Annotated in this window: 24 protein-coding genes and 1 pseudogene; 12 read left to right on the top strand and 13 right to left on the bottom strand. The window is 61.8% G+C overall.

Annotation, left to right across the window (positions count from 1 at the left end; all coding sequences use genetic code 11):
• The first annotated feature begins 63 nt into the window (after positions 1-63).
• Positions 64-2,049 carry a capsular polysaccharide biosynthesis protein gene (locus ACW5W4_RS11865; protein WP_456689495.1) on the top strand — a complete coding sequence of 662 codons (1,986 nt, stop codon included), beginning with the start codon at positions 64-66 and terminating at the stop codon, positions 2,047-2,049.
• Between the two features lie 7 nt (positions 2,050-2,056).
• Positions 2,057-3,370 carry a capsule biosynthesis protein gene (locus tag ACW5W4_RS11860; protein WP_456689494.1) on the top strand — a complete coding sequence of 438 codons (1,314 nt, stop codon included), beginning with the start codon at positions 2,057-2,059 and terminating at the stop codon, positions 3,368-3,370.
• A gap of 60 nt (positions 3,371-3,430) precedes the next feature.
• Here ACW5W4_RS11860 and ACW5W4_RS11855 read toward each other — a convergent pair whose 3' ends face one another.
• From ACW5W4_RS11855 to ACW5W4_RS11840, 4 genes are all read right to left on the bottom strand, one after another.
• Positions 3,431-4,123 carry an ABC transporter permease gene (locus ACW5W4_RS11855; RefSeq protein ID WP_456689493.1) on the bottom strand — a complete coding sequence of 231 codons (693 nt, stop codon included), beginning with the start codon at positions 4,121-4,123 and terminating at the stop codon, positions 3,431-3,433.
• Positions 4,124-4,216: 93 nt separating this feature from the next.
• The gene (locus tag ACW5W4_RS11850; protein WP_041996618.1) at positions 4,217-4,957 is read right to left on the bottom strand and encodes an ABC transporter permease; all 741 of its coding nucleotides are present in this window, start codon (positions 4,955-4,957) and stop codon (positions 4,217-4,219) included.
• Between the two features lie 158 nt (positions 4,958-5,115).
• Positions 5,116-5,889, bottom strand: coding sequence for an ABC transporter substrate-binding protein (locus tag ACW5W4_RS11845; protein ID WP_408796926.1), 774 nt, complete (start codon positions 5,887-5,889; stop codon positions 5,116-5,118).
• Between the two features lie 49 nt (positions 5,890-5,938).
• Positions 5,939-6,709 carry an ABC transporter ATP-binding protein gene (locus tag ACW5W4_RS11840; RefSeq protein ID WP_408796925.1) on the bottom strand — a complete coding sequence of 257 codons (771 nt, stop codon included), beginning with the start codon at positions 6,707-6,709 and terminating at the stop codon, positions 5,939-5,941.
• Between the two features lie 534 nt (positions 6,710-7,243).
• On the opposite strand from ACW5W4_RS11840, the gene ACW5W4_RS11835 reads away from it, so the two are divergent.
• From ACW5W4_RS11835 to ACW5W4_RS11825, 3 genes are all read left to right on the top strand, one after another.
• Positions 7,244-8,146, top strand: coding sequence for a lysine exporter LysO family protein (locus ACW5W4_RS11835; protein WP_456689492.1), 903 nt, complete (start codon positions 7,244-7,246; stop codon positions 8,144-8,146).
• Between the two features lie 121 nt (positions 8,147-8,267).
• Positions 8,268-8,873, top strand: coding sequence for an acyl carrier protein phosphodiesterase (locus ACW5W4_RS11830; RefSeq protein WP_456689491.1), 606 nt, complete (start codon positions 8,268-8,270; stop codon positions 8,871-8,873).
• A gap of 253 nt (positions 8,874-9,126) precedes the next feature.
• Positions 9,127-10,461 (top strand): amidohydrolase family protein, encoded by a 1,335-nt coding sequence (locus ACW5W4_RS11825; protein ID WP_456689490.1) that lies wholly within the window; start codon positions 9,127-9,129, stop codon positions 10,459-10,461.
• Between the two features lie 65 nt (positions 10,462-10,526).
• Here ACW5W4_RS11825 and ACW5W4_RS11820 read toward each other — a convergent pair whose 3' ends face one another.
• Both ACW5W4_RS11820 and arsC read right to left on the bottom strand, forming a co-directional pair.
• Positions 10,527-10,907, bottom strand: coding sequence for a DUF2069 domain-containing protein (locus ACW5W4_RS11820; RefSeq protein ID WP_408796921.1), 381 nt, complete (start codon positions 10,905-10,907; stop codon positions 10,527-10,529).
• Complete coding sequence (gene arsC, locus ACW5W4_RS11815; protein WP_456689489.1) at positions 10,904-11,254, bottom strand: arsenate reductase (glutaredoxin); 351 nt, start codon at positions 11,252-11,254, stop codon at positions 10,904-10,906. The genes ACW5W4_RS11820 and arsC overlap by 4 nt, the downstream gene beginning before the upstream one ends.
• 174 nt (positions 11,255-11,428) lie before the next feature.
• On the opposite strand from arsC, the gene ACW5W4_RS11810 reads away from it, so the two are divergent.
• Positions 11,429-11,875 (top strand): TlpA family protein disulfide reductase, encoded by a 447-nt coding sequence (locus tag ACW5W4_RS11810; RefSeq protein WP_456689488.1) that lies wholly within the window; start codon positions 11,429-11,431, stop codon positions 11,873-11,875.
• A 66-nt stretch (positions 11,876-11,941) separates the two neighbouring features.
• On the opposite strand, the gene bepA is transcribed toward ACW5W4_RS11810, so the two are convergent.
• Complete coding sequence (gene bepA / locus ACW5W4_RS11805; RefSeq protein ID WP_427261855.1) at positions 11,942-13,396, bottom strand: beta-barrel assembly-enhancing protease; 1,455 nt, start codon at positions 13,394-13,396, stop codon at positions 11,942-11,944.
• A 119-nt stretch (positions 13,397-13,515) separates the two neighbouring features.
• Between bepA and ACW5W4_RS11800 the strand changes: the two genes are divergently transcribed.
• From ACW5W4_RS11800 to ACW5W4_RS11790, 3 genes are all read left to right on the top strand, one after another.
• Positions 13,516-13,749, top strand: a complete 234-nt coding sequence (locus tag ACW5W4_RS11800; RefSeq protein ID WP_427261856.1) for a sulfurtransferase TusA family protein — start codon at positions 13,516-13,518, stop codon at positions 13,747-13,749.
• A gap of 9 nt (positions 13,750-13,758) precedes the next feature.
• Entirely contained in the window at positions 13,759-14,829 is a 1,071-nt protein-coding gene (locus tag ACW5W4_RS11795; protein WP_456689487.1) for an AI-2E family transporter, read from the top strand.
• A 146-nt stretch (positions 14,830-14,975) separates the two neighbouring features.
• Complete coding sequence (locus ACW5W4_RS11790; RefSeq protein ID WP_456689486.1) at positions 14,976-15,785, top strand: MipA/OmpV family protein; 810 nt, start codon at positions 14,976-14,978, stop codon at positions 15,783-15,785.
• 83 nt (positions 15,786-15,868) lie between these two features.
• Here ACW5W4_RS11790 and ACW5W4_RS11785 read toward each other — a convergent pair whose 3' ends face one another.
• On the bottom strand, positions 15,869-16,669 hold the full coding sequence (locus tag ACW5W4_RS11785; protein WP_456689485.1) for an alpha/beta fold hydrolase: 801 nt from the start codon (positions 16,667-16,669) through the stop codon (positions 15,869-15,871).
• Between the two features lie 138 nt (positions 16,670-16,807).
• Between ACW5W4_RS11785 and ppk2 the strand changes: the two are divergent.
• Positions 16,808-17,611, top strand: a pseudogene (ppk2, locus tag ACW5W4_RS11780) (polyphosphate kinase 2); the annotation flags it as partial.
• A gap of 221 nt (positions 17,612-17,832) precedes the next feature.
• On the opposite strand, the gene ACW5W4_RS11775 reads toward ppk2, so the two are convergent.
• The 5 genes from ACW5W4_RS11775 to yejK form a co-directional block, all read right to left on the bottom strand.
• Positions 17,833-18,969, bottom strand: a complete 1,137-nt coding sequence (locus ACW5W4_RS11775; RefSeq protein ID WP_427261860.1) for an ABC transporter ATP-binding protein — start codon at positions 18,967-18,969, stop codon at positions 17,833-17,835.
• 86 nt (positions 18,970-19,055) lie between these two features.
• Positions 19,056-19,946, bottom strand: a complete 891-nt coding sequence (gene malG / locus ACW5W4_RS11770; RefSeq protein ID WP_427261861.1) for a maltose ABC transporter permease MalG — start codon at positions 19,944-19,946, stop codon at positions 19,056-19,058.
• 10 nt (positions 19,947-19,956) lie between these two features.
• On the bottom strand, positions 19,957-21,609 hold the full coding sequence (gene malF, locus ACW5W4_RS11765; RefSeq protein ID WP_427261862.1) for a maltose ABC transporter permease MalF: 1,653 nt from the start codon (positions 21,607-21,609) through the stop codon (positions 19,957-19,959).
• A gap of 66 nt (positions 21,610-21,675) precedes the next feature.
• Positions 21,676-22,857 (bottom strand): maltose/maltodextrin ABC transporter substrate-binding protein MalE, encoded by a 1,182-nt coding sequence (malE, locus tag ACW5W4_RS11760; protein ID WP_456689484.1) that lies wholly within the window; start codon positions 22,855-22,857, stop codon positions 21,676-21,678.
• 397 nt (positions 22,858-23,254) lie between these two features.
• A complete protein-coding gene (gene yejK, locus ACW5W4_RS11755; protein WP_456689483.1) occupies positions 23,255-24,304 on the bottom strand; it encodes a nucleoid-associated protein YejK in 1,050 nt (349 codons plus the stop codon).
• 73 nt (positions 24,305-24,377) lie between these two features.
• On the opposite strand from yejK, the gene ACW5W4_RS11750 reads away from it, so the two are divergent.
• The gene (locus ACW5W4_RS11750) at positions 24,378-24,605 is read left to right on the top strand and encodes a YejL family protein (RefSeq protein ID WP_408796910.1); all 228 of its coding nucleotides are present in this window, start codon (positions 24,378-24,380) and stop codon (positions 24,603-24,605) included.
• Positions 24,606-24,648: 43 nt separating this feature from the next.
• Positions 24,649-26,502 (top strand): DUF3413 domain-containing protein, encoded by a 1,854-nt coding sequence (locus ACW5W4_RS11745; RefSeq protein WP_456689482.1) that lies wholly within the window; start codon positions 24,649-24,651, stop codon positions 26,500-26,502.
• The last annotated feature ends 208 nt before the right edge of the window (positions 26,503-26,710 follow it).

Below are 26,710 nucleotides of genomic sequence, written 5' to 3'. Positions count from 1 at the left end.
CTGGCCAGAAAAGCAAATATTGAACCTATGCTTGGCTGCCAGTTACAGCTCTTCCACGACAATATGCCGTTTGCTGACAATGACGTGATAGTGGGCTGGGGTCAAAAGGCCAATACCTATCAGATAAGGCAGAAAGCGACGTCGCTGGGCCTGCCCTATTGGCAACTGGAAGATGGTTTTATCGGCTATATCGGCCATCCGGCCAATGGCGGCAAGGCAGTCTCGCTTATCGCCGATCCCGTCGGTATCTATTACGATGCGCGCCAGCCCAGCCAGCTTGAGCAGTTGATCGCCACCCCCTGTGACGCCGCCATGCTGGCGCGAGCGCAGCGGCTCATTCATGAACTGGTACGCCTTGGGATCACCAAATACAACTGCTATGCCAGGCGACCCGCCTCGTCTTATCCATCAACCAGCCTGGCTGCGAAGGATGTTGGCGGTCTGCCGGCTGCGCTGGCCCAGCGCCTGCTGCAAGATGGCCGGCCCAAGGTGTTGCTGGTCGACCAGGTGGCCGGGGATCTCTCCATTCCCGGCGCCCTGGCCAGCGAGGCGGACTTTATCGCCATGGTGGCGGCGGCGCGGCGCAATCACCCCGATGCCCGCCTCTTGCTGCGCACCCACCCTGATACCCGCCTTGGCAAGAAGCGCGGCGTGCTGGCCCGACTGCAACTCGAGGATGTAGAGATCGTGGCCGATCACTGCCATCCCCATGCCCTGCTCAATGTGGTGGACGCCGTCTATACCGTCTCGTCCCAGCTCGGCTTCGAGGGGCTGCTGCTGGGCAAGGCTGTCTATTGCTTCGGCATGCCGTTTTATGCTGGTTGGGGACTGACCCAGGACAGCAAGCAGTGCGAACGACGCCATATTCGGGTCTCCCTGGCCCAGCTGGTGGCGGCGGCGCTGATCTGCTATCCGCGCTATCTGGATCCGGTATTGGGCCAGCGCTGCGAGGTGGAAGAGGTGATCGCCATCATCGCCCGTCAGCAGAAACCAGCGCCGCGCTGGCGCAAGCTCTATCTGGTGGGATTCTCCCTGTGGAAGCGGGCCTTTATGCAGGCCTTCTGCCAGCCCCTGGCCGAGGAGCTCTGCTTTGTGCGACAGCCGCCCAAGCGACTGACCGGCGACGAGCAGGTGCTGGTGTGGGGCAGTCGTTATCCCGAGCTCACCTCGGCCATTCGAGTCGAAGATGGTTTTATTCGCTCCCGCGGGCTTGGCTCCAATCTGTGCCGTCCCTCCTCCCTGTCGCTGGATCCGGTCGGGATCTATTTCGATAGCCGCAGTCCCAGCGGGCTGGAACAGCTACTCAATTACCAGCAGTTGACCGAGTCACAGGTCACGCGGGGTGAACAGCTGCTGACCTTGCTGCGCCAGCACAGGGTGAGCAAATACAATGTCGGCGCCCCGCAGCCGTTCACGCCCCCCACCGATGGCCGCCCCCTGGTGCTGGTGGTGGGCCAGGTGGATGGGGATGCCTCCATCCTGACCGGCAGCCCGACCATTCGCAGCAATGAGCAACTTCTGTGGGCGGTGCGCGCCGCCAAGCCAGAGGCTCACATCCTCTACAAACCTCACCCGGATGTGGTGGCGGGCAATCGGGCTGGCGCCATTTCTGCAGCCTGCCTGGCGGAGTGTGTGGACAGCCAGGTACTGGATATCGGCCTCACCAGCCTCTATCCCCACGTGGATGAGCTGCACACCATGACCTCGCTCAGCGGTTTCGAGGCCTTGGTGCAGGGGGTCAAGGTGACGACCTGGGGCCAGCCTTTTTACAGTGGTTGGGGGCTGACCATGGATGCTCATCCTCCCGGCCGGCGCCAGCGCACACTCCCCCTGGCGGCATTGGTCTATCTGACCCTGGTGGCTTATCCGCTCTATATCGATTGGCAGACCGGGCTCTGGATAAGCCCGGAGCAGTTGATCCGCCAGCTGGCCGAGCAAGGACAATCCTCCACCAGCAAGTCGAGCCGCTGGCAGCGCTGGCACGTCAAGCTGAGTTATCTGACCCAGACCCTGCTGCAACGCCCCTCCCTTCCCCAGTTGATGAGATAAGCCGACCATGAAGATTTTGCTGCTGCAAGGACCGCTCGGCCCTTTCTTTCAGACCTTGAGCCAGGCGCTTGCCGACGCCGGCCACGAGGTCTACAAGATCCATTTCAATGGCGGGGATGAATGCTGGCGCTGCGTGGGTCATAACGAACGCTTCACCGGCAAGCCGGATACCTGGAACACCTTCTTTCGCCGCTTTATCAAGCGCCATGGCATCGACACCCTCATCTGTTACGGCGATTGTCGTTACTACCACCAGCAGGCCATTCGCATCTGCAAGCTGAAAAAAATCAGTGTCTGGGCCATGGAAGAGGGTTACCTGCGCCCCGATTTCGTGACCCTGGAGCAAGGGGGCGTCAATGCCTTCAGCCCCCTCTATGCCAAGCGTGACACCCTGGCCGAGATGACCTGGCCCGCCCCTTACCAGGCGCCGCTGAAGGTGGGCAAGACCTTCGCCCGTCGGGCCTGGTATGCCAGCCGCTATCACCTCAACAAGAGCCTGTCGCGCTGGCGCTATCCCCATTTCGTCAATCACAGACCCTGGAGTCTCTACCAGGAGGCCAGAGGCTGGGTGGCGGGCGGCGTGGTGAAGTGGAAGCACAGGTGGAGCGATCGCGCCCTGCTCAAGGCTCTGCCCCGACACAAGGGCCATATCTTCTTCGTGCCCCTGCAGGTCACCGAGGATTTTCAGATCAGGGAACACTCGGATTTGAGCGGCGTGGAGGAGATGGTGGCTCAGGTGATGAACTCCTTTGCCCAACATGCTCGCCGTGAAGATGTGCTGCTGTTCAAGCACCACCCCATGGATCGGGGTTATGTCAGCTATCAGGCCCAGATCAACCGGCTGATCACGCTGCTCGGACTGGAAGGGCGGGTGTTCTATGGCTACGAGCTGCCATTGCCCACCCTTTATCCGCTGCTCAAGGGGGTCATCACCATCAACAGCACGGTCGGCCTCTCCGCCTTGCTGCACCATGTGCCCACCTACTGCCTGGGACGAGCCCTCTATGATCTGCCGGGGCTCACCACCCGCGGTACGCTGGAGAAGTTCTGGCACAAGCAAAACCCGGTCTGCCATAAAACCTTCGAGCGGATGCGCCAGTCATTGCTGCATCTGACCCAGCTCAACGCCAGCTTCTATCATCATCTGGATGTCAGTGCCATGGCGGTGGTGGAGAAGATCCAGCCGCACAGCGCGCAGGGCATGCCTGCACAGCAGCGTAAACACCCTCTGGCATCGACGAATGCTCTGGGAGTCCTGGGACAGCTGGGTAGTGCAGGCCTGGTGGCCGAAGAGATAGCGCGACCCATGTCGGCGCTGTAAGCGCCCCCTAACCAAAAGAAAGCCCGCAATTGCGGGCTTTCTTGTTTTTACGTCGGGGCATCAGACGGTGCGGGGGCGCAGGTGGGCGTGCCAGCGCGACTCCAGCTTCTTGAACAACCAGACGATGATGAAGGTGAGCATCATGTAGAGCAGGCCTGCGGTGATGAAGGCCTCGAACGGGCTGTAGTAGCGGGAGTTGATGATCCGCGCCGCACCGGTCAGGTCGACGATGGTGATGATGCCCGCCACCGCCGACCCTTGCAGCATGAAGATCACCTCGTTGCTGTAGGCAGGCAGGGCCCGGCGAAACGAGTTGGGCAAGATGATGCGGGTGAGGGTCTGCCAGGGGCTCATGCCAAAGGCCTGGGCCGCCTCTATCTGTCCCTTGGGCATGTTCATCACGGCGCCGCGCACGATTTCGGCGGTGTAGGCCCCGGTGTTGAGGGTAAATGCCAGCAGGGCGCAGAACCAGGCTTCGGCAAACAGGCTCCAGGCCGCGCTGTTCTTCAGCCACTCCCACTGAGCGGCGCCGTAGTAGATGATGAATAGCTGTACCAGCAGCGGTGTGCCGCGAAAGAAGTAGATATAGGCCCAGATAGGCCCCTTGATCAACCAGTTTTTGTGGTTGCGCAATATGCCCACCGGCACCGCCAGCATGAGGCCGAGCAGCAGGGAGGCCGCCACCAGCAGCACTGTGGTGTAGAGGCCCTGCCAGTAGGTGGGCCACTCCTTGAGAATGATCGAGAAATCCATGGCTTACCTCGTCTTGATCGTGATGTAGATACGCTCGGCACTGACACCGCGACGATCACAGTAAACGAATGACTGCATTGAATACGGCATGGCTTACCTCGTCTTGATGGCGTAGTGACGCTCGGCCCACTTGAGCGCCGAGGTGGAAACGGCCGTAAACACCAGGAAGATGAGGGCCACCGCCATGTAGAAGGTGAAGGGCAGCTGGGTCGAACCTGCCGCGAGCGACGCCTTTCGCACCATGTCATCGAGGCCGATGATGGAGACCAGGGCCGTGGTTTTCAGCAAGACCAGCCAGTTGTTGCCAAAGCCCGGCAAGGCGTGGCGCATCATCTGGGGAAACAGGATGCGCACGAACACCTGGCTCGCCCGCATGCCGAAGGCGCGCGCCGCTTCCAGCTCCCCCTTGTCCACCGCCAGGATGGCGCCGCGGAAGGTCTCGGTCATGTAGGCGCCGAAGATGAAGCCTATGGTGGCCACCCCGGCCGCAAACGGGCTGATGTCGATGTAATCGGGCACCAGGGAGACCCACTCCTGATTGGGATCGCTGCTCAGCAGCCAGGCGTTGTACTGCTCGTTGATCCAGGTGCAGATGCTGTTGATGAGCACCTGACCGCCGAAGAACAGCAGCATCATCAACACCAGGTCGGGGATGCCGCGAATCAGGGTGGTGTAGCCGGTCGCCAGGCCACGGGCCCACTTGTAGGGGGAGAGTTTGGCCAGGGCGCCAAGCAACCCGAGCAGGAGCGCCAGCAGCAAGGAGGCCAGCGCCACCTGCAACGTGACCCAGGCGCCTTCCATCAGGGAGGCTTCATATCCTTTCAAATCAAACACATGCAGCTCCATTACACCCAATTGAGTGGGCTCGCCAGGGTAGAAGGGGTATATCCTTTTAAATCAAACACATCAAATCACAACTAAGCGGGCCCGCCGTTTTCGTGGGAAAAGCCGCGGGCCCGATGACGACGGTTGGGGATCAGGCTGTCGCCCTGTTATTCGCCGTATACGTCGAAATCAAAGTACTTGTCGTTGATCTCTTTGTATTTGCCATTGGCACGCAGGGCCAGGATGGCGGCGTTGAATTTCTCTTTCAGATCCTTGTCAGCCTTGCGCACCGCGATGCCGGCACCCTCGCCGAACCACTTGGGATCGGTCAGTTTCGGGCCGACGAATTCGAAGGCGTCACCGCCATCTTTCTTCAGCAGACCGTCGCTGATGGCGGCGGAGTCGGCCAGCACATAGTCGACCCGGCCCGATTTCAGATCGAGGTAGGCCTCGTCCGCGGTGCCGTAGCGCTTGATGGTGGCGTTGGGGAAGTTGTCGGTGATATAGGTGTCCATGGAGGTGGCGCGCTGGACCGCTATGGTCTTGCCTTCCATGAAGGCCTTGTCGAGCTGCACCTCTGTGCCTTTCTTGGCGGCGAAGCGGGCCGGAATGTGCTGGTACTTCTGGGTGAAGTCCACCTTCTTCTTGCGCTCTTCGGTGATGTCCATGGTGGCGATGATGGCGTCGTATTTACGCGACAGCAGCGCCGGAATGATGCCATCCCAATCCTGCTTGATCAGGGTGCACTTCACCTTCATCTCTTCGCACAGGGCATTGGTGATGTCGATGTCAAAGCCTTTCACCTCGCCACTGGGCTCGGTCCAGGAGAAGGGAGGATAGGCCCCTTCCACCCCGACTCGCACTTCTTTCCACTCCTTGGCCATCAGGCTGCCGGACGCCAGGGTGCTCAGAATGGCCGTGGCCAGCATCAGTTTTTTCATTGTCATCTCTCCTTGATAAAGCAACTGGGATACTGCGAAGACTCCGCCATCAATAGATGGAGGAGATAAACTGCTTGAAGCGTTCCGACTTGGGATGGGCAAAGATCTCCTTGGGATTGCCCTGCTCCTCCACCACCCCCTGATGCAGGAACATCACCTTGTTGGAAACATCCCGCGCGAACGACATCTCGTGGGTCACCACCATCATGGTGCGCCCCTCTTCCGCCAGCTCCCGCATCAGGCTGAGCACCTCTCCCACCAGTTCGGGATCCAGCGCCGAGGTGGGTTCGTCAAACAGCATCACCTCGGGGTCGACCGCCAGGGCGCGGGCGATGGCGGCCCGCTGCTGCTGACCGCCGGAGAGGTGGCCGGGGTAATAGTCGCGACGCTCATAGAGTCCCACCCGGTTGAGCAGCTGCTCCGCCTTGGCGATGGCCTCGGCGCGGGGCACCTTGAGCACCTGGATGGGGACTTCGATGATGTTCTGCATGATGGTCATGTGTGACCAGAGATTGAAGCTTTGAAACACCATGGCCAGGCGGCTGCGGATGCGCTCCACCTGTCGCATGTCTTCCGGGGTGCGCTCACCGGTCCGGCTCGTCTTCATCCGGATCAGCTCCCCATGGAGGGAGACACTGCCGGAGGAGGGGGTTTCCAGCAGATTGATACAGCGCAGGAAGGTCGACTTCCCCGATCCCGAGGAGCCGATCAGGGAGATGACATCTCCCTTGTGGGCCGTCATATCGATGCCCTTGAGCACTTCGTGGGTGCCAAAGTACTTGTGCAAATCACGAACTTCCAGTGCGGCAACGTCGCTCATCCATTACAACCTTGTCTGTCCCTAGACGCCGCAGGGGCGTAATACCGCCATCTCTCCATTAACAAAATGTTAACCGATGGCAACCTTCAGCGAAAATATCATCCACATGGTCAAAAAACAATACAGAACGGAGGTACTTGGTGTTTTATCTGTATTTTTATTGGCCTTGGCGGTATTTTTCAGCACTTTGTCTGCATAAAATGCAATTTACCCCTTCCTCGCCCAGGGCAGGTTTTCCCTTTGATGGCACAGCTAGCCGGTCAGATCCGCGCATCTTGACCATAACAGCACAAAAGCCTGTTTATTCATACCCGTTCTTCACGGGGTGCGATGCGGGATCCACGTGATTTTCCTGACTTTTTGGCAATTGACGCCGCCATCCCCGCCACGGCGCCCTGTCCAGGAAACGGTCGCAACACCAGGGTTTGCTCAAGAAGAGGGTCGGATGAGACAAGTTTCCTAACAGATATGTGACACCCGCTTAATAACTAATGCTAAGGTGTCGTTTTTGTCATTTTCTTCTTCGAGGCCCCGATGCTGCTGAATGTTCTGCTGATCCTGCTGCCCCTTGGGATCGGTTACCTGGTTCCCCTCTCCTCCAAGCCCCTGCTCAAGCTGGTCAACGGCGCCCTCGGCAAGCTGGTCTATCTGATCCTGTTTCTGATGGGGCTGGGACTCGCCTTCGTGGACGATCTGGGGAGCAACCTGCCCCGCATCTTCACGGTCGCGGCCCTGATGCTGGGCTGTATCAGCTTGTGCAACCTGGCGGGGCTCTGGTGGCTGGACAGGCGCAATCCCCCCGCCCACGCCGGGCTCGATGGCCAGATGCCGAGCAAGTGGAAGATGCTGTGGGAGTCGGTGCAGCTCTGCTTCGTGGTGCTGGCGGGCACCCTGATTGGCCTGCTGTTCGAGCCCCGCTTCCTGCCCATCGATCAGCTCAGCGAGTGGGCACTGATGCTGCTGTTGTTTCTCATCGGGGTGCAGATGCGCAACTCCGGCATGCACCTGCGCCAGATCCTGCTCAACCCCTGGGGCATGAAGATAGCGGCCGTGGTCATCCTCACCAGCTGGTTTGGCAGTCTGCTGGCCTCCCTGCTGCTCGGCCTGCCCTTCAGCCACGGGCTGGCCATGAGCTCGAGTTTTGGCTGGTACTCTCTCTCCGGCATCCTGGTGGCCGACAAGCTGGGGCCCGTGCTGGGCTCGGCGGCCTTCCTCAACGATCTGGGCCGTGAACTCATCGCCATCCTCATCATTCCCATGCTGATGCGCCACCACCCCTCGGCGGCGGTGGGATACGGCGGCGCCACCGCCCTGGACTTCACCCTGCCGGTGATCCAGCGCGCCGGGGGCATCACCATGGTGCCCATCGCCATCGTCTCCGGCTTTATCCTGAGCCTGCTGGGCCCCATCCTGATCCTCGCCTTCCTGGCCATCTGAGCCGTCCCCACCGGGCCGGGCCCTGTGCCCGGCCCCGCTCCGTCCGCCGTCATAGGCAAGGGGCGCCAGATCCGCTAGGCTCACCAGCAGTCACCCCAGCAAAGGTCCCTCCCGCTTCCCCATGAATTTTCTGGCACACCTCCATCTGGCGGCCCATACCCAGAGCTCCCTCACCGGCAATCTGCTGGGGGATTTCATCAAGGGCCCCTTGCCCACTGGCCTTGCGGCCCCTTTCGATGAGGGGATCTGGCTGCACCGCAAGATAGACGCCTTCACCGACGCCCACCCGGAGCACAGGGCGGTGGTCGCCCGCTTCGCGCCCCCCTGGCGCCGCTTTGGCGGCATCCTGGTGGACATGCTCTACGACCACTGGCTCTGTGGCCACTGGCCGCAATTTTGCCCGGATCCCCTGCCCCGCTTCCTGCAGCAGAGTTATGCGCAGCTGCTGGCGGATCACCATGCCTTGCCGGATGGGCTGCCGCTGCCCCTCAAGCGGATGGCGGAGCAGGACTGGATCGCCTCCTACCGACAGCGGGAGGGGCTGGATCTGGCCCTCGATGGCATCGGCCGCCGCCTGCGCCGCCCACTCCCCCTGGGTCAGGCCCTCGCCACCCTGGACGAGGAGGCCTGGCACGCCAGCGAGCAGGGTTTCCTGCGCTTCTATCCCCAACTGATGGGCCACAGCGCGCGCCAGCTCGCCCACTATCGCGCCACCTGGCGACCATGAGCCGCCGCCAGGGCGACCCCTCCAGACCGGTTGTCGCAGGGCCGAGACGGCGCGCCAGCCATGGGGCTCGCTTGAGTAATGGGTGAAGCGGAAACGCTCGACAACCCGGAGGGGTGAGAGGGGTGCCCGCAGAATGGGGGCTGTTCTGGAACCCAAAAAAGGAGGAAACTGCTGTTTCGTTCAGTCTGGATTCAGGCCGATAGCGCGGGGCTAGACTAGAATCCCTTCCCTCAAGACCCAAGGAGATCTCTTCATGTCATTGCGATTGCTCTGTAGCGCCCTGTGCGGCGCCCTGCTGGCGGGTGGTTCGGCTCATGCCGCCGAGCCGACCAAGTCCGCCATTTTGTTTGAAAACGTTCGCATCTTCGATGGCAAGGGGAGTTCCCTCAGCGCCCCCTCCTCGGTGCTGGTGGAAGGCAACCTGATCAGCAAGATCAGTCAGGGCGACATCAAGGTAGAAGGGGAGGTGCAGCGCATCGATGGCCAGGGCAAGACCCTGATGCCGGGTCTTATCGACGCCCATACCCACCTGATGTTCGCCACCCTGCCACAAATCGCCGTGCTGACCAATGACATCACCTTCACCACGGTGGCGGCGACCAAGGCCGCCAACGACATGCTGCTGCGCGGCTTCACCAGTGCCCGTGATCTCGGCGGCCCCGTGTACGGCCTCAAGAAGGGGATCGACATGGGCCTGACCAATGGCCCGCGCATCTGGCCGGCCGGCGCCATGATCTCCCAGTCCGGTGGCCATGGTGACTTCCGCCTGCCCAACGAGCTGCCGGCCCTGGCGGGGCAGTACTCCTTCAGCGAGAAGGCCAATGCGGCCATGGTCGCCGACAGCCCGGATGCGGTGCGTCAGCGTGCCCGCGAGCAGCTGGCGCTGGGCGCCTCCCAGATCAAGGTGATGGCAGGCGGTGGCGTCGCCTCCAACTATGATCCCATCGACGTGGCCCAGTACTCGGTGCCGGAGATCCGCGCCGCCGTGGAGGCCGCCGACAACTGGGGCACCTATGTGACCGTGCACGCCTATACCCCGAAGGCGGTGCGCCAGGCCATCGAGGCTGGCGTCAAGTGCATCGACCACGGTCAGATGCTCGACGAGGACACCGCCAAGCTGATGGCCGAGAAGAAGGTCTGGTGGAGCCTGCAGCCCTTCACCGACGATCGCAAGTCCCCCTTCCCGGAGGGCTCGGCCAACCGTCTGAAGCAGCTTGAGATGTACAAGGGCACGGACCACGCCTTCGCCATGGCCAAGAAGTACGGCATCAAGACCGCCTTTGGTACCGATGCCCTGTTCAGCGCCCAGGCAGCCGCCGATCAGGGCACCATGCTGGCCAAGATGGGCACCTGGTACACCCCGGCCGAGGTACTGAAGATGGCCACCCATGACAACGCCGAACTGCTGGCCCTCTCGGGTCTGCGCAGCCCCTACCCGGGCAAGCTGGGAGTGGTGGAAGCGGGGGCGCTGGCCGACCTGTTGCTGGTCAATGGCGACCCGCTCAAGGAGCTCGCCCTAGTGGCCGATCCGGCCAACAACTTCAAGGTGATCATGAAAGACGGCAAGATCTACAAGAACACGCTCTGATCCTGTCGGATGGTAAAAAGGCCCCTTATGGGGCCTTTTTTATGCGTTTGGCTTAAGGGGCTGACTCAGGCCTGCTCTTTCTTCTTGCGAATGCTCAGGCCCAGCTCGCGGCCCCGCAGGCGGGCATAATAGATGGTGCCGACGAAGGCGAGGATGGTGAACACCAGCTCCACCACCGCCAGCCAACGCTCCCCCTCGTCCGTGGTGATGAGCGTCAGGGCATGGAGGAAGTAGGGCATCAGCACGAAGTTGCCCCAGGCGTGGGTGTAGGGGTTGCCCTGCACTATGCCCTTCAAGGGGAACAGCAGGGGCACGGTCCAGATCACCGGCAGCAGCCAGGGGTTGAGATCCGGGTGGGGAGAGAGCCAGACGTGCCAGATGATGACCCAGGCCAGCAGGCCGAGGAAGCCGACCAGGGTCAGCAGACGGGCGGCAAAGGTGGTCACTTGAGGATCTCCAGCACCTGCTCGGGGGGACGACCGATGCGGGCCTGCCCCTTGCAGATGACGATGGGACGCTCGATGAGCTTGGGATGCTGGTGCATGGCGCGAATGAGTGCATCGCCGCTCGCCTCCCCCAGCCCCAGCTCCTTGTAGAGATCTTCCTTGGTGCGCATCAGCTGGCGGGGATCGGCAAAGCCCAGCTGGGTCAGCAGGGTGCGGAGGGCGGCCTCGCTCGGGGCCTGCTCCAGATAGAGCACCACCTCGGGCTGGATGCCGTGCTGCTCGAGCAGGGCCAGGGTCTCACGGCTCTTGGAGCAACGTGGATTGTGGTAAATTTGGGTCTCGCTCATGATAACTCCCTGATTTATCGCATGAGAGGGAAAGAAACGGCGCTATTGTATGGCAAAGCCGGGAGGCCGTCTCCCATTGATGAAATGAAACCGGACCGTTATCAACTTGTGCCGGGACAGCCCCCTCACGGGCGCGGGTCCGTCACGACGTCAACCGCACACGAGGAGGAAAGGATGCCGAGAACCATCTGGATGCTGGCCCTGGTCTGTCTGCTGGCCGCCTGCCGCCCCCCGGCCGAGCTGAGCAACGCCAGGGGCGAGGCGGTCAGCCTGAGCCAGTTTGCGGGCAAGCCGCTCCTGGTCAACTACTTCGCCCAGTGGTGCGCCCCCTGCCTGCGGGAGATGCCCCTGCTCAACGCCCTGCACGCCGAGGGGCGGGTGCAGGTGCTGGCCCTGAGCTTCGATGCCATGACCCCGGCCGAGCTCGGCGAGCTCGCCCGCCGCCACGACATCCGGGTGCCCATCATGCAGCGCAATGACGGCGGCGCCCCCCTGCCCTTCCCGCGCCCGGGCCAGCTGCCCACCAGCTACCTGCTCGATGGCGATGGCAAGCTGGTGCAGACCCTGGTGGGGGAGCTCGATGAGGCGCGGCTCGCTACCCTGACGCTCCCTCGGCCATGAGGGAGCGCTCAGACAACAAAAAGGGGGCAGTGGTCACCCACTGCGCCCTTCCCCGCGGCCAGCCCCTTACCGCTTGAGGCTCTCCAGGGCCTTCTTCTCCCGTTCCAGCTCGGTGATCCTCGCCTCGATGCGTGCCAGGCTCAGCTTGTTGCTGGTATTGCCGCGGGCCACGATCAGCTCGTCGATAGCGGCCTGGTAGTCCCCCCGCAGGGAGAGGGTCTCGGCCCGCGCCATGTGCAGCTCCTCCAGCCGGCCCGCCTTGCGATAGGCATCCGCCAGCAGGCCCCAGGTCAGGCTGCTCTCCTCATGCTCCCGAGCGTAGGGGTCCAGGATGGCGATGGCCTTGGCGGCATTGCCGCTCTCCAGGTAGGCGTTGCCCAGGTTGATGACCACCACCTCGTTGTCGGGCATCCGGCGCCTGAACTGCTCGAGGCGGGCGATGGCCTGGCTGCCGCGCCCCTTGGCGAGATCGATGTCGGTCTGGCCATCCAGGATGAAGAGATCCTCGGGGTGGCGGCTGGCCAGCTCCTTGATGATGAGATCGGCCTCATCGATGCGCTTGAGCTGGAGCAGCACCAGGGCCTTGCCATAGAGGGCGGCATCCTTTTGCGGGTAATCCCCCTTGGCGATGCGCTGCTCGAAGAAGGTGAGCAGGGCGGCCTGGCGCTCCGTGCCGAAGCGGGTCTGGATCCGCACCTTGGCGAACCAGAAGTCCAGGCTGGGAGCCAGGTTGCGCGTGCCATAGCTGGCGGCCCGGGCGCGGGCCTCGGCGATGCGGGTCTCCGGCAGGGGGTGGGTCAGCAGCATCTCGGGGGGCTTGCTGGCATAGCGGTACTCCGCCGCCAGCTTCTGGAAGAAGGTCGCCATGCCGCTGGGGTCGAAACCGGCGTCATACAGCGTCTTCATGCCGATGCGGTCCGCCTCGTACTCGTTGTCCCGGGTGTAGTTGATGGCCGACTGCATGGAGAGGCCAAGGGTGGTCTGCAGGGCGGCGATGCCGGCGGTGGGGTTGATCACCGCCAGGGCGATGGAGCCCACCAGACCGGCCAGGGTCATGGCGGTGCTGCTCGCCTGGGACTCGAGATAGCGGGCGATGTGACGCTGGGTCACGTGGGTGATTTCATGGGCCAGCACGGAGGCAAGTTCGCTCTCGCTGTCGGCGTAGAGGAACAGACCCGTGTGTATCTTGACCCGGCCGCCCAGGAAGGCCGCCGCGTTGATGCTGGGATCGTTGACCAGGAAGAAGGTGAACGGGAAGCGCACCCCGTCGGCGTTGGTGAGCAGTCGCTGACCCAGGTCGTCAATGTACTGGTTGAGCACGGGGTCGTCGATAACGGGCAGACCGGCGCGGGCGAAACGCATGAAGGCATTGCCGTAGCGCACCTCCTGCTCGATGGGCAGGGCCGCGACGCCGGCGGTGCCGATGTCGGGCAGCTGGTTGTTGCCCTGGGCGGTGAAGCTGGCGCTCATCAGGGAGAACAACAGGGGAATGCTTGCCGTCAGGGGGGAAAAACGTGCCACGTTATCGCTATCTCCAAATAGGGTCTTCGGCAGGATACCCTCGCCCCCGGCGCCCCACAAGCGTTGTTTCAGGCCCCCATCGCGGCCATAATAACGGCGTCTCACCCGCTGGAGCCGTTATGGAGCATCTGGATCTGACCCCCTATCGTTGTCCCGAGCCGCTCATCATGGTCAAACTCTGGCTGCGTCAGGCCAGACCGGGCCAAATCCTGGCCATCAGCCTGGCCGATCCCGGCTCGCGACGGGACATTCCGGCCTATCTGACGCGCCAGGGCCATACCGTGGTGCTGTGTCGGCAGACCCCTGCGCACTTGCAGCTGCAATTGACGGTCGGGGAGCCACCCTGTTGTTGAGGAGTACCCATGTTTGAAGTCCTGAAGCGCTGGTATCAGACCCGATTCTCCGATCCCAACGCCGTCACCCTGTTCCTGCTGCTGCTGTTCTGCTTTGCGACCCTCTGGCTGTTTGGCGACATATTGGCGCCCCTGCTGGTGGCCGTGGTGATGGCCTATCTGCTGGAGTGGCCGGTGAGCCGCTTGCAGCGACTGGGCCTGGGCCGCACCCCGGCCACCGCCCTGGTGCTGCTGCTGTTTCTGGTGCTCGCCGTGCTGGCCCTGCTCGGCCTGGTGCCGACCCTGTTCAGCCAGGGGATCAATCTGGCCAAAGAGTCCCCCGCCATGCTGGCCCATGCCCAGGACGCGGTGCGCACCCTGCCAGAGAAGTACCCAGAACTCATCGACATCAGCCTGGTGGAGACGCTGATCGACAACATTCGCCAGCGCATCCTGAGCGGTGGCGAGAAGCTGGTGACCGCCTCCCTGAGCTCCCTCATCAACCTAGTCGCCCTGCTCATCTACCTGATCCTGGTGCCGCTGATGGTCTTTTTCATGCTCAAGGACAAGGGCGTGCTGCTGGGGGGGCTGCGCCGCTTCCTGCCCCGCAACCGCACCCTGGTCAACCGGGTCTGGGTGGAGATGAACGATCAGATCATCAACTATGTCCGGGGCAAGGTGATCGAGATCCTCATCGTCGGCATCGCCACCTATCTCCCCTTCGCCCTGATGGGGCTGCGTTACTCCGCCCTGCTGGCGGTGGCGGTCGGCCTCTCGGTGCTCATCCCCTACATAGGCGCGGCCGTGGTGACGGTGCCGGTGGCCATGGTGGCCCTGTTCCAGTGGGGACTCACCCCCGAGTTTGCCTGGCTGATGGTCGCCTACCTGGTGATCCAGGCCCTCGACGGCAACCTGCTGGTGCCCCTGCTCTTCTCGGAGGCGGTCAACCTGCACCCCGTGGTGATCATCATCGCCGTGTTGGTGTTTGGCGGCCTGTGGGGCTTTTGGGGCGTCTTCTTCGCCATTCCCCTGGCCACCCTGGTCAAGGCGGTGATCAATGCCTGGCCCAAGCGGGACGAAGAGATCCAGCCTGCGGGCTGAGATCCTGGGGTCTGTGCCCATTCCCTGACGATGGCGCCCTGGTGCCTGGACTTGAAGGGATCGCCAAAACAGGCTTCACTGGCAGCATCCACCCGGGCTCGGTCTGACCGAGCCCCCCTTGTCCATGGATCACAAGGAATTTCTCCATGCCCTCTGTCCGCACGCGGCGCCCCACCTCCCTTGTCAGCCTGTTGGCCCTGCTGCTGGCCACCCCCGCACTGGCCGATATCGACCTGGGGGCCCTCAGCGTCTTCGCCAGCGACAGCCCGGCCAGCCCCATCCCAAAGGGACTGGTGCTGGGCGGCGCCTTCATCGGCGGCCAGGCGCGCTATCAGCACCAGGATGACACCTTGCTGCCCATCCCGGGGGCCCTCTATTTTGGTGACAACCTGATGTATCTGGGGGACAGGGCCCGCTATTACCTCTCCCGGGACGGCGATCTGTCCACCTATGGCTTCGGCCGCGTGCGCTTTGGCAACCTGGATCCGGATGATGACCCCTTCTTCGATGGCATCCACAAACGCAAAGGCCAGCTGGAGGCCGGATTCGGTGCCGATCTCGTCACCCCCTATGCCCTGCTGACCTTGAGAGCCACCAGCGATGTCACGGGCAACAGCAAGGGCCAGGAGGTGATGGCCTGGGCCAACTTCCCCATAGTGCGCGGCAGGCTGCTGCTCATGCCGGGGGCCGGCCTGATGCTGCGCAGTCACAATCTGGCCAACTACTATTTCGGCGGTGTCTCGGACGACGAGGTGGCGCCGGATCGGGAGCAGTGGAACACAGGGACCACCCTCTCCCCCATGGCCTCCATCATCGGCAGTTACCGTTTCAGCCCCAACTGGATCGGTGGCTTTGGCATCAACTACGAACGCTATGATGACGATGTGGCCGACAGCCCCCTGGTGCAACATGGCGGCGAGCTCTATGCCGGGGTCGGGCTGGGCTATATCTGGTAAGCCCGCACCAGCCGGCGCTTGGCAACGACAACAGGCCCGCATGATGCGGGCCTGTTGTCGTGTCGGGCCAGGTTAACGCCCGTTCACAGCACGGCGAGGAAGGCCTCGAGCGCCGCCGTGACCGCCTCCGGCCGCTCCAGGCTCGCCAGATGACCGGCCCCGGGGATCTCCCTGAGGGGGCAACCCAGCTCCTCGGCCATCAGATAGCCCTCCAGCACCGGGTGCATCCCGTCCTCGCACCCCATGATGATCAGGCTCGGCTGGGAGAGATACTGCAGCCATTCGATGCGATCCTCTCGCCCCACCCAGTGACGCCCCAGCCGCACCAGGGAGTCGATCCGCTCGGGCGGCCACTGGTCGAGCCGCGTCATCATGGCCTGCTGCAACAGGGGGGCCGGTTGATGGGCCAGATAGCGGCCGGTCCATTCGGCGGCGATGACGCTGGGCACCCGCCGCGCCGCCTCCATCTCATCGAACCAGCCCTGGTAGCGGGTCCCGCTCACCTGGGGCTCCCAGCCGACGAAGCAGTTGAGCAGCACCAGGCCCCGCAGCCGCGCCGGCGCCAGCTTCGCCAGCTCGACGCCCCAGCAGCCCCCCAGCCCCTGGCCCACCAGCACGAACTCCGCTATGCCCAGCCTGTCCATCAGCGCCAGCATCTGGCCGGCCAGGTCGGTCAGGTTGCCATTGGCGGCAGGCAGGGGCCCAGACTGGCCGTGCCCCCACAGCTCCGGCACGATGCAGCGATAGCGCCCCTTGAGCGCCTCCAGCTGAGGACGCCACACCTCGGCATCCATCAGATAACCATGGCCAAACAGGATGGCCGGTCCTCGTCCCTCATCCAGATAGGCGAGCGGGCTGGCGTCAATTTCCACAAACTGTCTCATGATGTCCTCGAACAAGCGGATCTGGCGTGGCCACCGTCATGGTGCCGCGCCCCTGATGTGGAGCCAAGTTTACCATATGGCCCTGGCACAGGGTGGCCGAGTGGGGCAAGCTGGCAAGAGGCCAACGAGGAGAGACACATGAGCAAGGACAAGGGACACAGGCTGGGCAAGAAGGCCTACGAAGGGGCGCTGCTGCCCCTGCAGGCCGAACTGGTCAAGTTGCAGGAGTGGGTCAAGCAGGAGGGGCTCAAGGTGGTGGTGCTGTTCGAGGGGCGGGATGCCGCCGGCAAGGGGGGCGTCATCAAGGCGATCACCGAGCCCCTCAACCCGCGGGTGGTCAGGGTCACCGCCCTGCCCGCCCCCTCGGACCGGGAGCGCACCCAGTGGTACTTCCAGCGCTACGCCGCCCACCTGCCCGCCGCCGGCGAGATGGTGCTGTTCGATCGCTCCTGGTACAACCGGGCCGGGGTCGAGCGGGTCATGGGATTTTGCAGCGATGACGAGTATCGCGAGTTTCTGCGGGCCTGTCCCGAGTTCGAGCGCATGCTGACCCGCGCCGGCATCACCCTGCTCAAGTACTGGTTCTCGGTGTCGGATGAAGAGCAGGAGAAGCGTTTCCTCGACCGGATCAACACCCCCATCAAACGCTGGAAGTTCAGCCCCATGGATCTGGAGTCCCGCTCGCGCTGGGCCGAATACTCCCGGGCCAAGGACGACATGTTCATCTACACCGATACCACGGACAGCCCCTGGTTCGTGGTCGAGGCCGACGACAAGCGCAGCGCCCGCATCAACTGCATCAGCCATCTGCTCGGCCAGATCCCCTATCAGGCCATCGAGTACGCCCCCGTCACCCTGCCCCCCATCGACAACCAGGGCTATGAGCGCCCCGCCCTCGCCATGCAGACCCTGGTGCCGGATGTCGCCAGGCGCCTGCGCAGCAGAAAGGCCAGCCAGGACCCTGAGTCCCAAGGCAGGCAGAGCGGGGAGCGCAAGACGAGAGTCGCCAGCGGCAAGGGCGGCGCGGGCAAGGGCAAAACCTAGCCAGGGCCATCACTGGCGCTCCCCTGCCCGGGCCAAATCCCTGGCCTCGCCGCCAATAAAAAGCCGGCCCAGGGGGCCGGCAAAAGGCATTGAATGACAATCAACAAGGCGCGGCGTGATCAGCCGCGAATGTACTTGGCGGTACGGGGGAATGCCTGCTCCTTGGCATCGAACAGGTAGCAGGCCTCGGCCGGGATGCCGACGCTGTATGCTTGACCCGCCTCCACATCGATATCCGCATTGGCCTTGACGGTGAAGTCCTGGCCCTCGACCTCCATGTAGACGAAGGATTCGGCCCCCAGGTGTTCGGCCACCTGCACCTGACCCGTCACCTTGCTGTGGGCATGGGGATGATCCAGGGTCACCAGATGTTCGGGGCGCACCCCCAGCTCCACCTTGTCGCCGACCGCGCCGCGCCGGGCATCGACCCGGGCGCGCACCCGATCTCCGGACGCCAGGGTGATCAGGCACTCCTGCTCGCCTATCTCCGCCAGCTCGCCGGAGAGGAAGTTCATCTTGGGCGAGCCGATGAAACCGGCCACGAACTTGTTGTCCGGGTTGTGGTAGAGGTCGAGCGGGGCGCCAAACTGCTCCAGGTTGCTGGTCGCCTCCCCCTTGAGGGGGCTCAGCACCACTATCTTGTCCGCCAGGGTCATCGCCTCTATCTGATCGTGGGTCACGTAGATGATGGTGGAGTTGAGCTCCTTGTGCAGCTTGGCGATCTCGATGCGCATCTTGACCCGCAGGGCGGCGTCCAGGTTGGACAGGGGTTCATCGAACAGGAACACCTGGGGCTGCTGGACTATGCTGCGGCCGATGGCCACCCGCTGGCGCTGGCCACCGGAGAGGGCCTTGGGCTTGCGCTCGAGCAGGGGCTCGAGGCCGAGGATCTCGGCGGCGCGCATCACCCGCTTGTGGATGTCGTCTTTGCCCATCTTCTTGAGTTTGAGGCCAAAGGCCATGTTCTCGTAGATGTTCATGTGGGGATAGAGGGCGTAGGACTGGAACACCATGCCGACGTTGCGCTCCACCGGGGGCACGTCGTTCATGTAGCGGCCGCCTATGGTCAGCTCGCCGCTGGTGATGTCTTCCAGACCCGCGATCATCCGCAGCAGGGTGGACTTGCCACAGCCGGACGGGCCGACGAAGACGATGAACTCCCCTTCCTTGATGGAGAGGTTGATGTTGCGCAGCGTGTCCTTGTGAACCGCCGGATCGTAATTCTTGCGAACGTTGTTGAGTACTACTTCAGCCATGACGAGCTCCGCTCTTGAATCTTTGCAAATCGTGACGGCGGGGGGAGTCGGCTCCCCCGGCCATAAACCTTAACCTTTGACGCCATTTAACCTTTCACACCACCGGCGGTGAGGCCGCCGACCAGCCAGCGCTGGGCCAGCAGGAACACCAGGGTGATGGGCAGACCGGACAGCACGGCGGCTGCGGCAAAGTCACCCCACAGGTAGTTCTGGGGATAGAGGTATTGCTGGGCCCCGACCGCCAGGGTCAGATTGTCCACATCCTGCAGCAGGATGGAGGCCATGGGCACCTCTGTGATGGCGCCGATGAAGGAGAGGATGAAGACCACCGCCAGGATGGGCACCGACAGGGGCAGCAGGATCAACCTGAATGCCTGCCAGGGGGTGGCGCCATCGATGGCCGCCGCCTCTTCCAGGGAAGAGTCGATGGTCTCGAAGTAGCCCTTGATGGTCCACACGTGCAGCGCTATGCCCCCCATGTAGGCCAGGATCAGGCCACCGTGGGTGTTGAGGCCAAGCCAGGGAATGTACTCCCCTATCTTGTTGAACAGCGCATAGATGGCCACCAGGGCCAGCACGGCCGGGAACATCTGGAAGATCAGCATGCCTTTCAGGATGGTTTGCTTGCCACGAAAGCGCAGGCGAGCGAAGGCGTAGGCACAGGTGGTGGAGAGCACCACTATCATCAGCGCCGTGACCCCGGCCACCTTGATGGAGTTCCACAGCCAGGTCAGCACCGGGAACGGTGGCGGCGTGACGCTGCCATCGGCGTTGGTGATGGTCATGCCGAGCGCCAGCTTCCAGTGATCCAGGGTCGGGTTGGTGGGGATGATCTCCCCCACCGAGAAGTTGCCGTTACGAAACGAGATGGCGATAACCATGATCAACGGGAAGATGATCAACGCCAGGAAGCACCACATCACCAGGTGGGTGGCCCACACCCGGTATTTGACAGACTTGGGTTGTACGATAGCCATTGACCGCCCCTTACAGTTGATCAGCTTTGGAAAGCTTGAGGTTGAGCAGTGCCAGGGCCCCGACAATCAGGAAGATGGCGGTGGCGATGGCGCTGGCCAGACCGTAGTCCTGGCCACCTGAACCCTGGAACGCGATCCGGTAGGTGTAGCTCACCAGCAGATCCGTGGTCCCGGCCGGGGTACTGGCCCCTATGATGTCCGGCGCCCCGTTGGTCAACAACTGGATAAGCACGAAGTTGTTGAAGTTGAAGGCAAAGGATGCAATCAACAGCGGCGTGAGCGGCTTCATCAGCAGCGGCACCGTGATCTTGAAGAAGTTCTGGACCGGGCCGGCGCCGTCCATGGCGGACGCCTCGTAGAGATCGTCCGGGATGGCCTTGAGCAGCCCCATGCAGAGGATCATCATGTAGGGGTAGCCGAGCCAGGTGTTGACGATGAGGATCATCACCTTGGCCAGGAAGGGGTTGGTATACCAGTCCGGCTTGATGCCGAACGCCGCTTCCAGGAAGAGGTTGATCTCGCCGAAGTTCTGGTTGAACAGGCCCTTGAACACCAGGATGGAGATAAAGGCCGGGATGGCGTAGGGCAGGATCAGCATGACCCGGTAGAAGCCCCGCCCCCTGAGCTGCTCCCACTGTACCAGGCAGGCGACGACCATGCCGATGGCCAGGGTAAACAGCACGGAACAGGTGGAGAAGACGACGGTCCAGACGAAGATCTGGAAGAAGGGCCCCTGGATACCCGGATCGGTGAGGATGCGGGTGAAGTTCTTCCAACCGACGGCCACCACGAAGCCCGGAGCCACGCTCTTGCCGACAAACTGACCCTGCTCGTCGATGTACTGGTAAAAACCGGTCTCGGGATTGGGCATCATCAGCTCGTTGCGCTGGTTGTCCCGCAGCAGGTTGCTCTCCTTGATCATCACCCCGGATTTCAGCACCACACCGTCCGTCAGCTGGGTGTAGAGGGGCTTTTGCGCCGCAAACTTGCGCAGGCTGCTCATGGTGAGCTGGACGCCCCCCTCGGGCAGCACCAGATCCAGCTCGGAGAGGTGGGTGCGGTGGGCGATGATCTCGCGAATGGGGGCAGGCTGGAAGGCCGGCTCTCCCTCGAGGGGCACCAGGGTGACCTGCTGATCGGTATCAATCACATTCGCCTGACGCTCGGCCTGGATGCGATTCTGGTTGTCCATCAGCGCCAGGGAGGGGCTGACGAAGCTGCGACCATCCTGGGTGAGCAGCAGTTGATACTGGTTGTTCTCCCCCTTGAGCAGGGTGAAATCAAACTCGCCGCCGGCGACCTTGTAGCTCTTCTTGAGATGGTAATTACGCGCCTGCTCGACCGAGAGCAGGTTCGCGCCTGAATAGTTGGTAAACGCTATGCCTATGGTGTAGGCCAGCGGGAAGATGATGAAGACCACCATGCCTGCCACACCGGGAAAGATGTAGCGATGGGCATAGGTCTTCTTGTTCATGAATACATAGAGGCCAACGGAGACCACCAGCAGATCGAGCAGGGCAAACACCCATTCGCCGCTGGCATACATCATCACGGCCGCATAGCCGTTGAGCACGGCAATCAGCGCCGCCATGGTCCACTTAAGCCAGGTGTGCTTGTTATCGGGACCGGCATTGGATTCTATAGAAGAAGGTACTACTTCCATGCCATTCAACCTTATTACGCCAAGGGGAGGAGAGAGGGGAGGCCCGAGGGCCTCCCTGGTACATGCTTACTGAACGATACGCTTGGCAGCGGTATCCAGGGCTTCATCAACGCCCTGACGACCTGAGGTGACGTTCTTGAGGGCTGTTTCAAAGGAAGACCAGAAACGGCTCATCTCGGGCACGGACGGCATCGGTTCGCCATTTTGCGCGTTCATCATGGTCGCCTTGATGTTGGCATCGGATTCCAGGGTCTTCTGGAAGGACTTGAGTGCCACGGCGCCCAGGGGCTTGTCCGCATTCACCGCACCCAGACCCTTGTCGGTCAGCAGGTAGTTTTCCAGGAATTCGATGGCCAGATCCTTGTTCGGGCTGGCGGCGTTGATGGTGGCACCCAGCACGCCGACGAAGGCCTTGGCCGGCTTGCCATTCAGGGTCGGCAGCGGGGCGACGCCATACTTGATGCCGCTCTTGTCCAGGTTGCTCCAGGCCCAGGGGCCGTTGATCATCATGGCCACTTCACCCTTGTTGAACTTGGCATCCATGACGCCGTAGTCGATGCCCTTCTCCAGGTGACCGGACTTGATCATGTCGGCGATGTAGCCCACGCCAGCCTTGGCACCCGCGTTGTTGACGCCAGTGTCTTTCACGTCATAGCCGGTGGCGGTCTTCTTGAAGGCGTAGCCGCCGTTGGCAGCCACCAGCGGATAGCTGAAATAGGGGGTGTCATAGGCCCACATGATGGCGCGCTTGCCGTCTTTCTTCAGGGCTTCGTCGATCTTGGCGATCTCTTCGAAGGTCTTGGGCGGCTCGGGCAGCAGGTCTTTGTTGTAGATCAGGCTCACGGCTTCAACGGCAACCGGGTAACCGTAGGTCTTGCCATCGACGGACATGGCATCCCAGGCGAACTGTTCGAATTTGGCCTTCTCGTCGGCATTGGGGGTGACGGGCACCAGCAGGCCGGACTTGACCCACTCACCGTAACGGTCATGGGCCCAGAAGAAGATATCCGGACCGTTGCCGGTGGCGGCCGCTTGCTGGAATTTCACTTCGACCTGGTCCGGGTGAGCCACGGTCACCTTGATGCCGGTCTCGGCTTCGAACTGCTTGCCTACTTCGGCCAGGCCGTTATAGCCCTTGTCGCCGTTGATCCAGATGGTCAGCTGGCCTTCATCGATGGCTGCGGTAGCAGAGCAAGCCACACCCAGGGTAGCCAAACCGATCAGAGAAGAGAGTAATGTCTTTTTCATGAGCCTTGTCCTTGTTGTTGTACCGTGCTGCAAGAGCATTGTGTGCGGAATTAATATTATCCCAAAGCTCAATTGCCTCACATGACGCAACTCGCATTTTTGAAATGCAATTACGTATTTCTTTCCAAAAAGTTCTGAAAACATTTTCTTGTTTCAGGTAGTTACCGCATTTTATGGCCATATTCGCTTACTAATAAGGTAAACCAGTTACCTTACTGAAACAAAATTACATAATTGAAAGGGTTTTCATTGGACTGAAAACCCTTTCAACGCTACTTCCCTGTTTAATTTGCTAACTAAAGCACCTACCCGGTTTCTTGCCGTCTCCCCAGGCAAAATAAAAAGGCACCCGGGCTAAGCCGGGTGCCTTTTTGGCAAAAATCAGGGGCGGATCACATTACGAGGAGCGGGTGAGCTGATCCTTGAGGTTGGGCGGCACCCCCCTGATGGTCAGGGTATCGGTCTGGGGATCGTAGAAGACCCGGCTGTTCAGTAGCTTCTGCTCGAAGCTCAGGGTCAGGCCGCCGCCGGAGCCGACAAACTTGGTGAGGCCACGCAGGGTGGAGCGGTCCGCCGGGAAGCGATCCTCCAGCTCATATTCCTTGCCGATGAAGCTGTAGAAATCGAGATCATCGTCCCCCGGTAATTCGGCGGACAATTCGCGAATTTCTATCTCCTCGCCGGCGCTGGCCTGCTCGCTGCAATATTTGAAGACCTGCTTCTTGTAATCATTGCGCTCGGCCGCCTCCAGCTGCTGGCTGTCGCAATAATCGTCCACCGCCTGCAGCAGGCCTTTATTTTGCAGCTTGGCATCCATGCCTTCCCGGGCCCCCAATACATCGAGGAAGAAATCCCCGAGCTTGCGTCCGACCCGCCCCTTGCTGAAGGTGATATAACGGCGAGAGTCGGGCTGGGTTTGCCATTCGGTCAAATCGATGCGGGCCACCAGATTAAGCTTGCCGATGTCGAGATATTGAATATGGCTGAGCTCGAGCGCCTCGCTCACGGTCACGCTCTCCTTGCCCTCCAGCAGGGCAATCATCAGGTAATCGACCCCGACGTAGTTGTATTTGGCAAACAGCAATACCCCTTGCTCGTCGAGGGCATGCTCCACCAGATTCTTCACCAGCAGCTGGGTCATGTTGACCGAGAAGGGGACAAACTCCATCTGCTCGCCGAGCAGTTGCTCGAGGGCGATGCGAAAGGCGGGTGAGGGTTGCTTGGGCGCCTCCTCACCGTCCGCCAGCTCGGCAACGGCCGCCTCGGGATCGGCAAAGAAACCGAACCCCTTGCCACCCTTGCCGTTGTAGATGCGATGCAGCTCTGCCATCAGCCCCTGCACCGCCTCGTCGGGGACCAGCGTCTGGCTGCGGGTGTCGGCGTGGGGTTGACCGTCGCCCGCCTGGCGCAGGGAGTGAAGAATGATCTTGTCGATATCGAGACTCATGTCACAAAGCCATAGTGTTAGCCGAAAGGGTGAAGTATTATAAGGCGCTTTGAACCGAGATGAACCCAAGATTATGCCCATCGTATCAAAGTACAATAACGCGCAATTTGACGCCCTGATGAACGACCTGATCACCGCCCTGGAAAAGCACAAGGCGCCGGTGGATCTCAGCCTGATGGTGCTCGGCAACCTGACCACCAACATCATCAATGGCATGGCCCCGGCCCAGCGTCAGGCGATCACCGAAAAGTTCATCCAGGCCCTCACCGCCTCGGTGGATCATCGCCACGATGCCCATTGAGTTTCTTCGCATTCTTTGATGTTTTTCAAGTAGATGGATCACTATGGTCGAAACCGGCAACCCCTATCGTGATAACGTTTCTCGCCTGATCACCTGGGGGCATTGGTTCTCCTTCTTCAACATCATACTGGCCATGCTGATCGCCACCCGTTATCTGGGCGCCATCGGCTGGCCATCGACCACCCTCGGGGTCGTCTACCTCATCATCAGCTGGATTGGTCACTTCTCCTTCCTGAGTTTCGTCACCTATCTGCTGACCATCTTCCCCTTGAGCTTCGTGCTGCCCAGGGAGAAGCTGCTGCGCTTCGTCTCCGCCGTGGTGGCCACCCTGGCCCTGGTGCTGCTGCTCATCGACACCCAGGTGTTCCGGCTGTTCAAGTTCCACTTGAACGGCCAGGTGTGGCAACTGCTGCTGGAACAGGCACAGACCGAAGAGGGCTCTATCTGGAGCATCATCTTCGTCGCCGTGCCCACTATCTTCCTGCTGCAACTGCTGCTGTCGGCCTATGTGTGGCGCAAGATCAACAAGCGCAAACGCCGTCAGTACGGCAACCATGTGGGGCTGGCCCTGCTCGCCTGCTTCATCCTCACCCATGTGGTCAACAGCTGGGCCGACGCCACCCTGTATCAGCCCATCACCATGCAGAAGGCGAACTTCCCCCTCTCCTACCCCATGACGGCCAAGAGCTTCCTGGCCAAGCATGGCTGGCTGGATCTGGATCAGTACGAGAAGAAGGCCGAATCCCAGGACGGCGATGGTGACAGCCGCTTGCGCTACCCGCTGCGCCCCCTCAGCGTCAGCGCCCCCACCACCCATCAGAATCTGCTGATCGTGGTGGTGGACTCCCTGCGCTATGACATGCTCAACAACATCAACATGCCCAATCTGCAACGTTATGCGGATCAGCACCTCAATTTCCGCCATCACCTGAGCGGCGGCAACGACGATGTGATGGGCATGTTCAGCCTCTTCTATGGGCTGCCCGGCCACTACTACAACGACATTCGCCTGGACAAGACCCCGCCTGTGCTGCTGGACGAGATGCTGCGTCAGGATTACGAATTCGGCCTGTTTGGCTCCCTTGATGAGGCCGAGAAGTATCGCCAGAGCATACTCGCCGGGCTGCGCAAGCAGGTGTTCGTGTCACGGCAGCAAGATGACGGCAAACTGGTGGCAGACTGGCAGCAGTGGCTGGCCCAGCGCCCGAGCGACAGGCCCTGGTTCTCCCTGGTCTATCTGTCGGGCCCGGGGGATTATCAGGTGCCTGCCGGCGTCAAGGGCCCCTTCCAGCCCGAACTGACCCGGTTCAACCCGGCCACCGCCTATCGCCCGGAGAACCGCCAGAAGCTGGAGAACCGCTACAAGAACGCCGTCTTCTATGCCGACCAGCAGATCGAGCAGATGCTGAACCAGCTGCAACAGCAGGGCCTCGGCGATGAGACCATAGTGGTCGTCACCGCCAACCACGGCCAGGAGTTCAACGACACCGAGCGCAACAGTTGGGGCTCAGGCACCAACTACTCCCGCTACCAGGTGCAGGTGCCCCTGGTGCTGGCCTGGCCCGGCAAGGCCGCCGCCGCCGCCATAGAGGAGGGGACCAGCCACATGGATCTGGTGCCGACCCTGATGCCCAATATGCTGGGGGTGCGCAACCCTGAGCGGGACTACAGCAGCGGCCGCTCCCTGTTCGACCCGGGCCAGCGCAACTGGCTGCTGGCGGGCAACCAGCAGGATTTTGCCATCTATCAGGGCAAGACCATCACAGAGTTCAACCGCCAGGGTGACTTCGAGCTGCGCGACTGGGACAGCTATCGCCACATCCAGCACGCCACCCCGGACATGGGCGCCATGATCCAAGTGATGAACGAGCTCAACCGCTTCTATCGCGCCCCCTAGCTCGGCCGACCAGTCCCATCAGCCCGCCCTCTCGGCGGGCTTTTTATTGCCACGGGATCCCGGTGGCGTTCCTCCCCCTTCTCTCCCAGCCAGAGTCATCCGAAAACGTATTCCCCTCGGCGAGTGACTCATCTCTCAAGAAAAACCAATCCGATCAAGACCATAAAACTTAAATGATAATGATTATCAGTCATTGATGCGAAAGGAT

It is taken from the genome of Aeromonas crassostreae (genome assembly GCF_054052445.1).
Note: the sequence above shows the minus strand (reverse complement) of the source record. Positions and strands in the feature narration are given on the sequence as shown.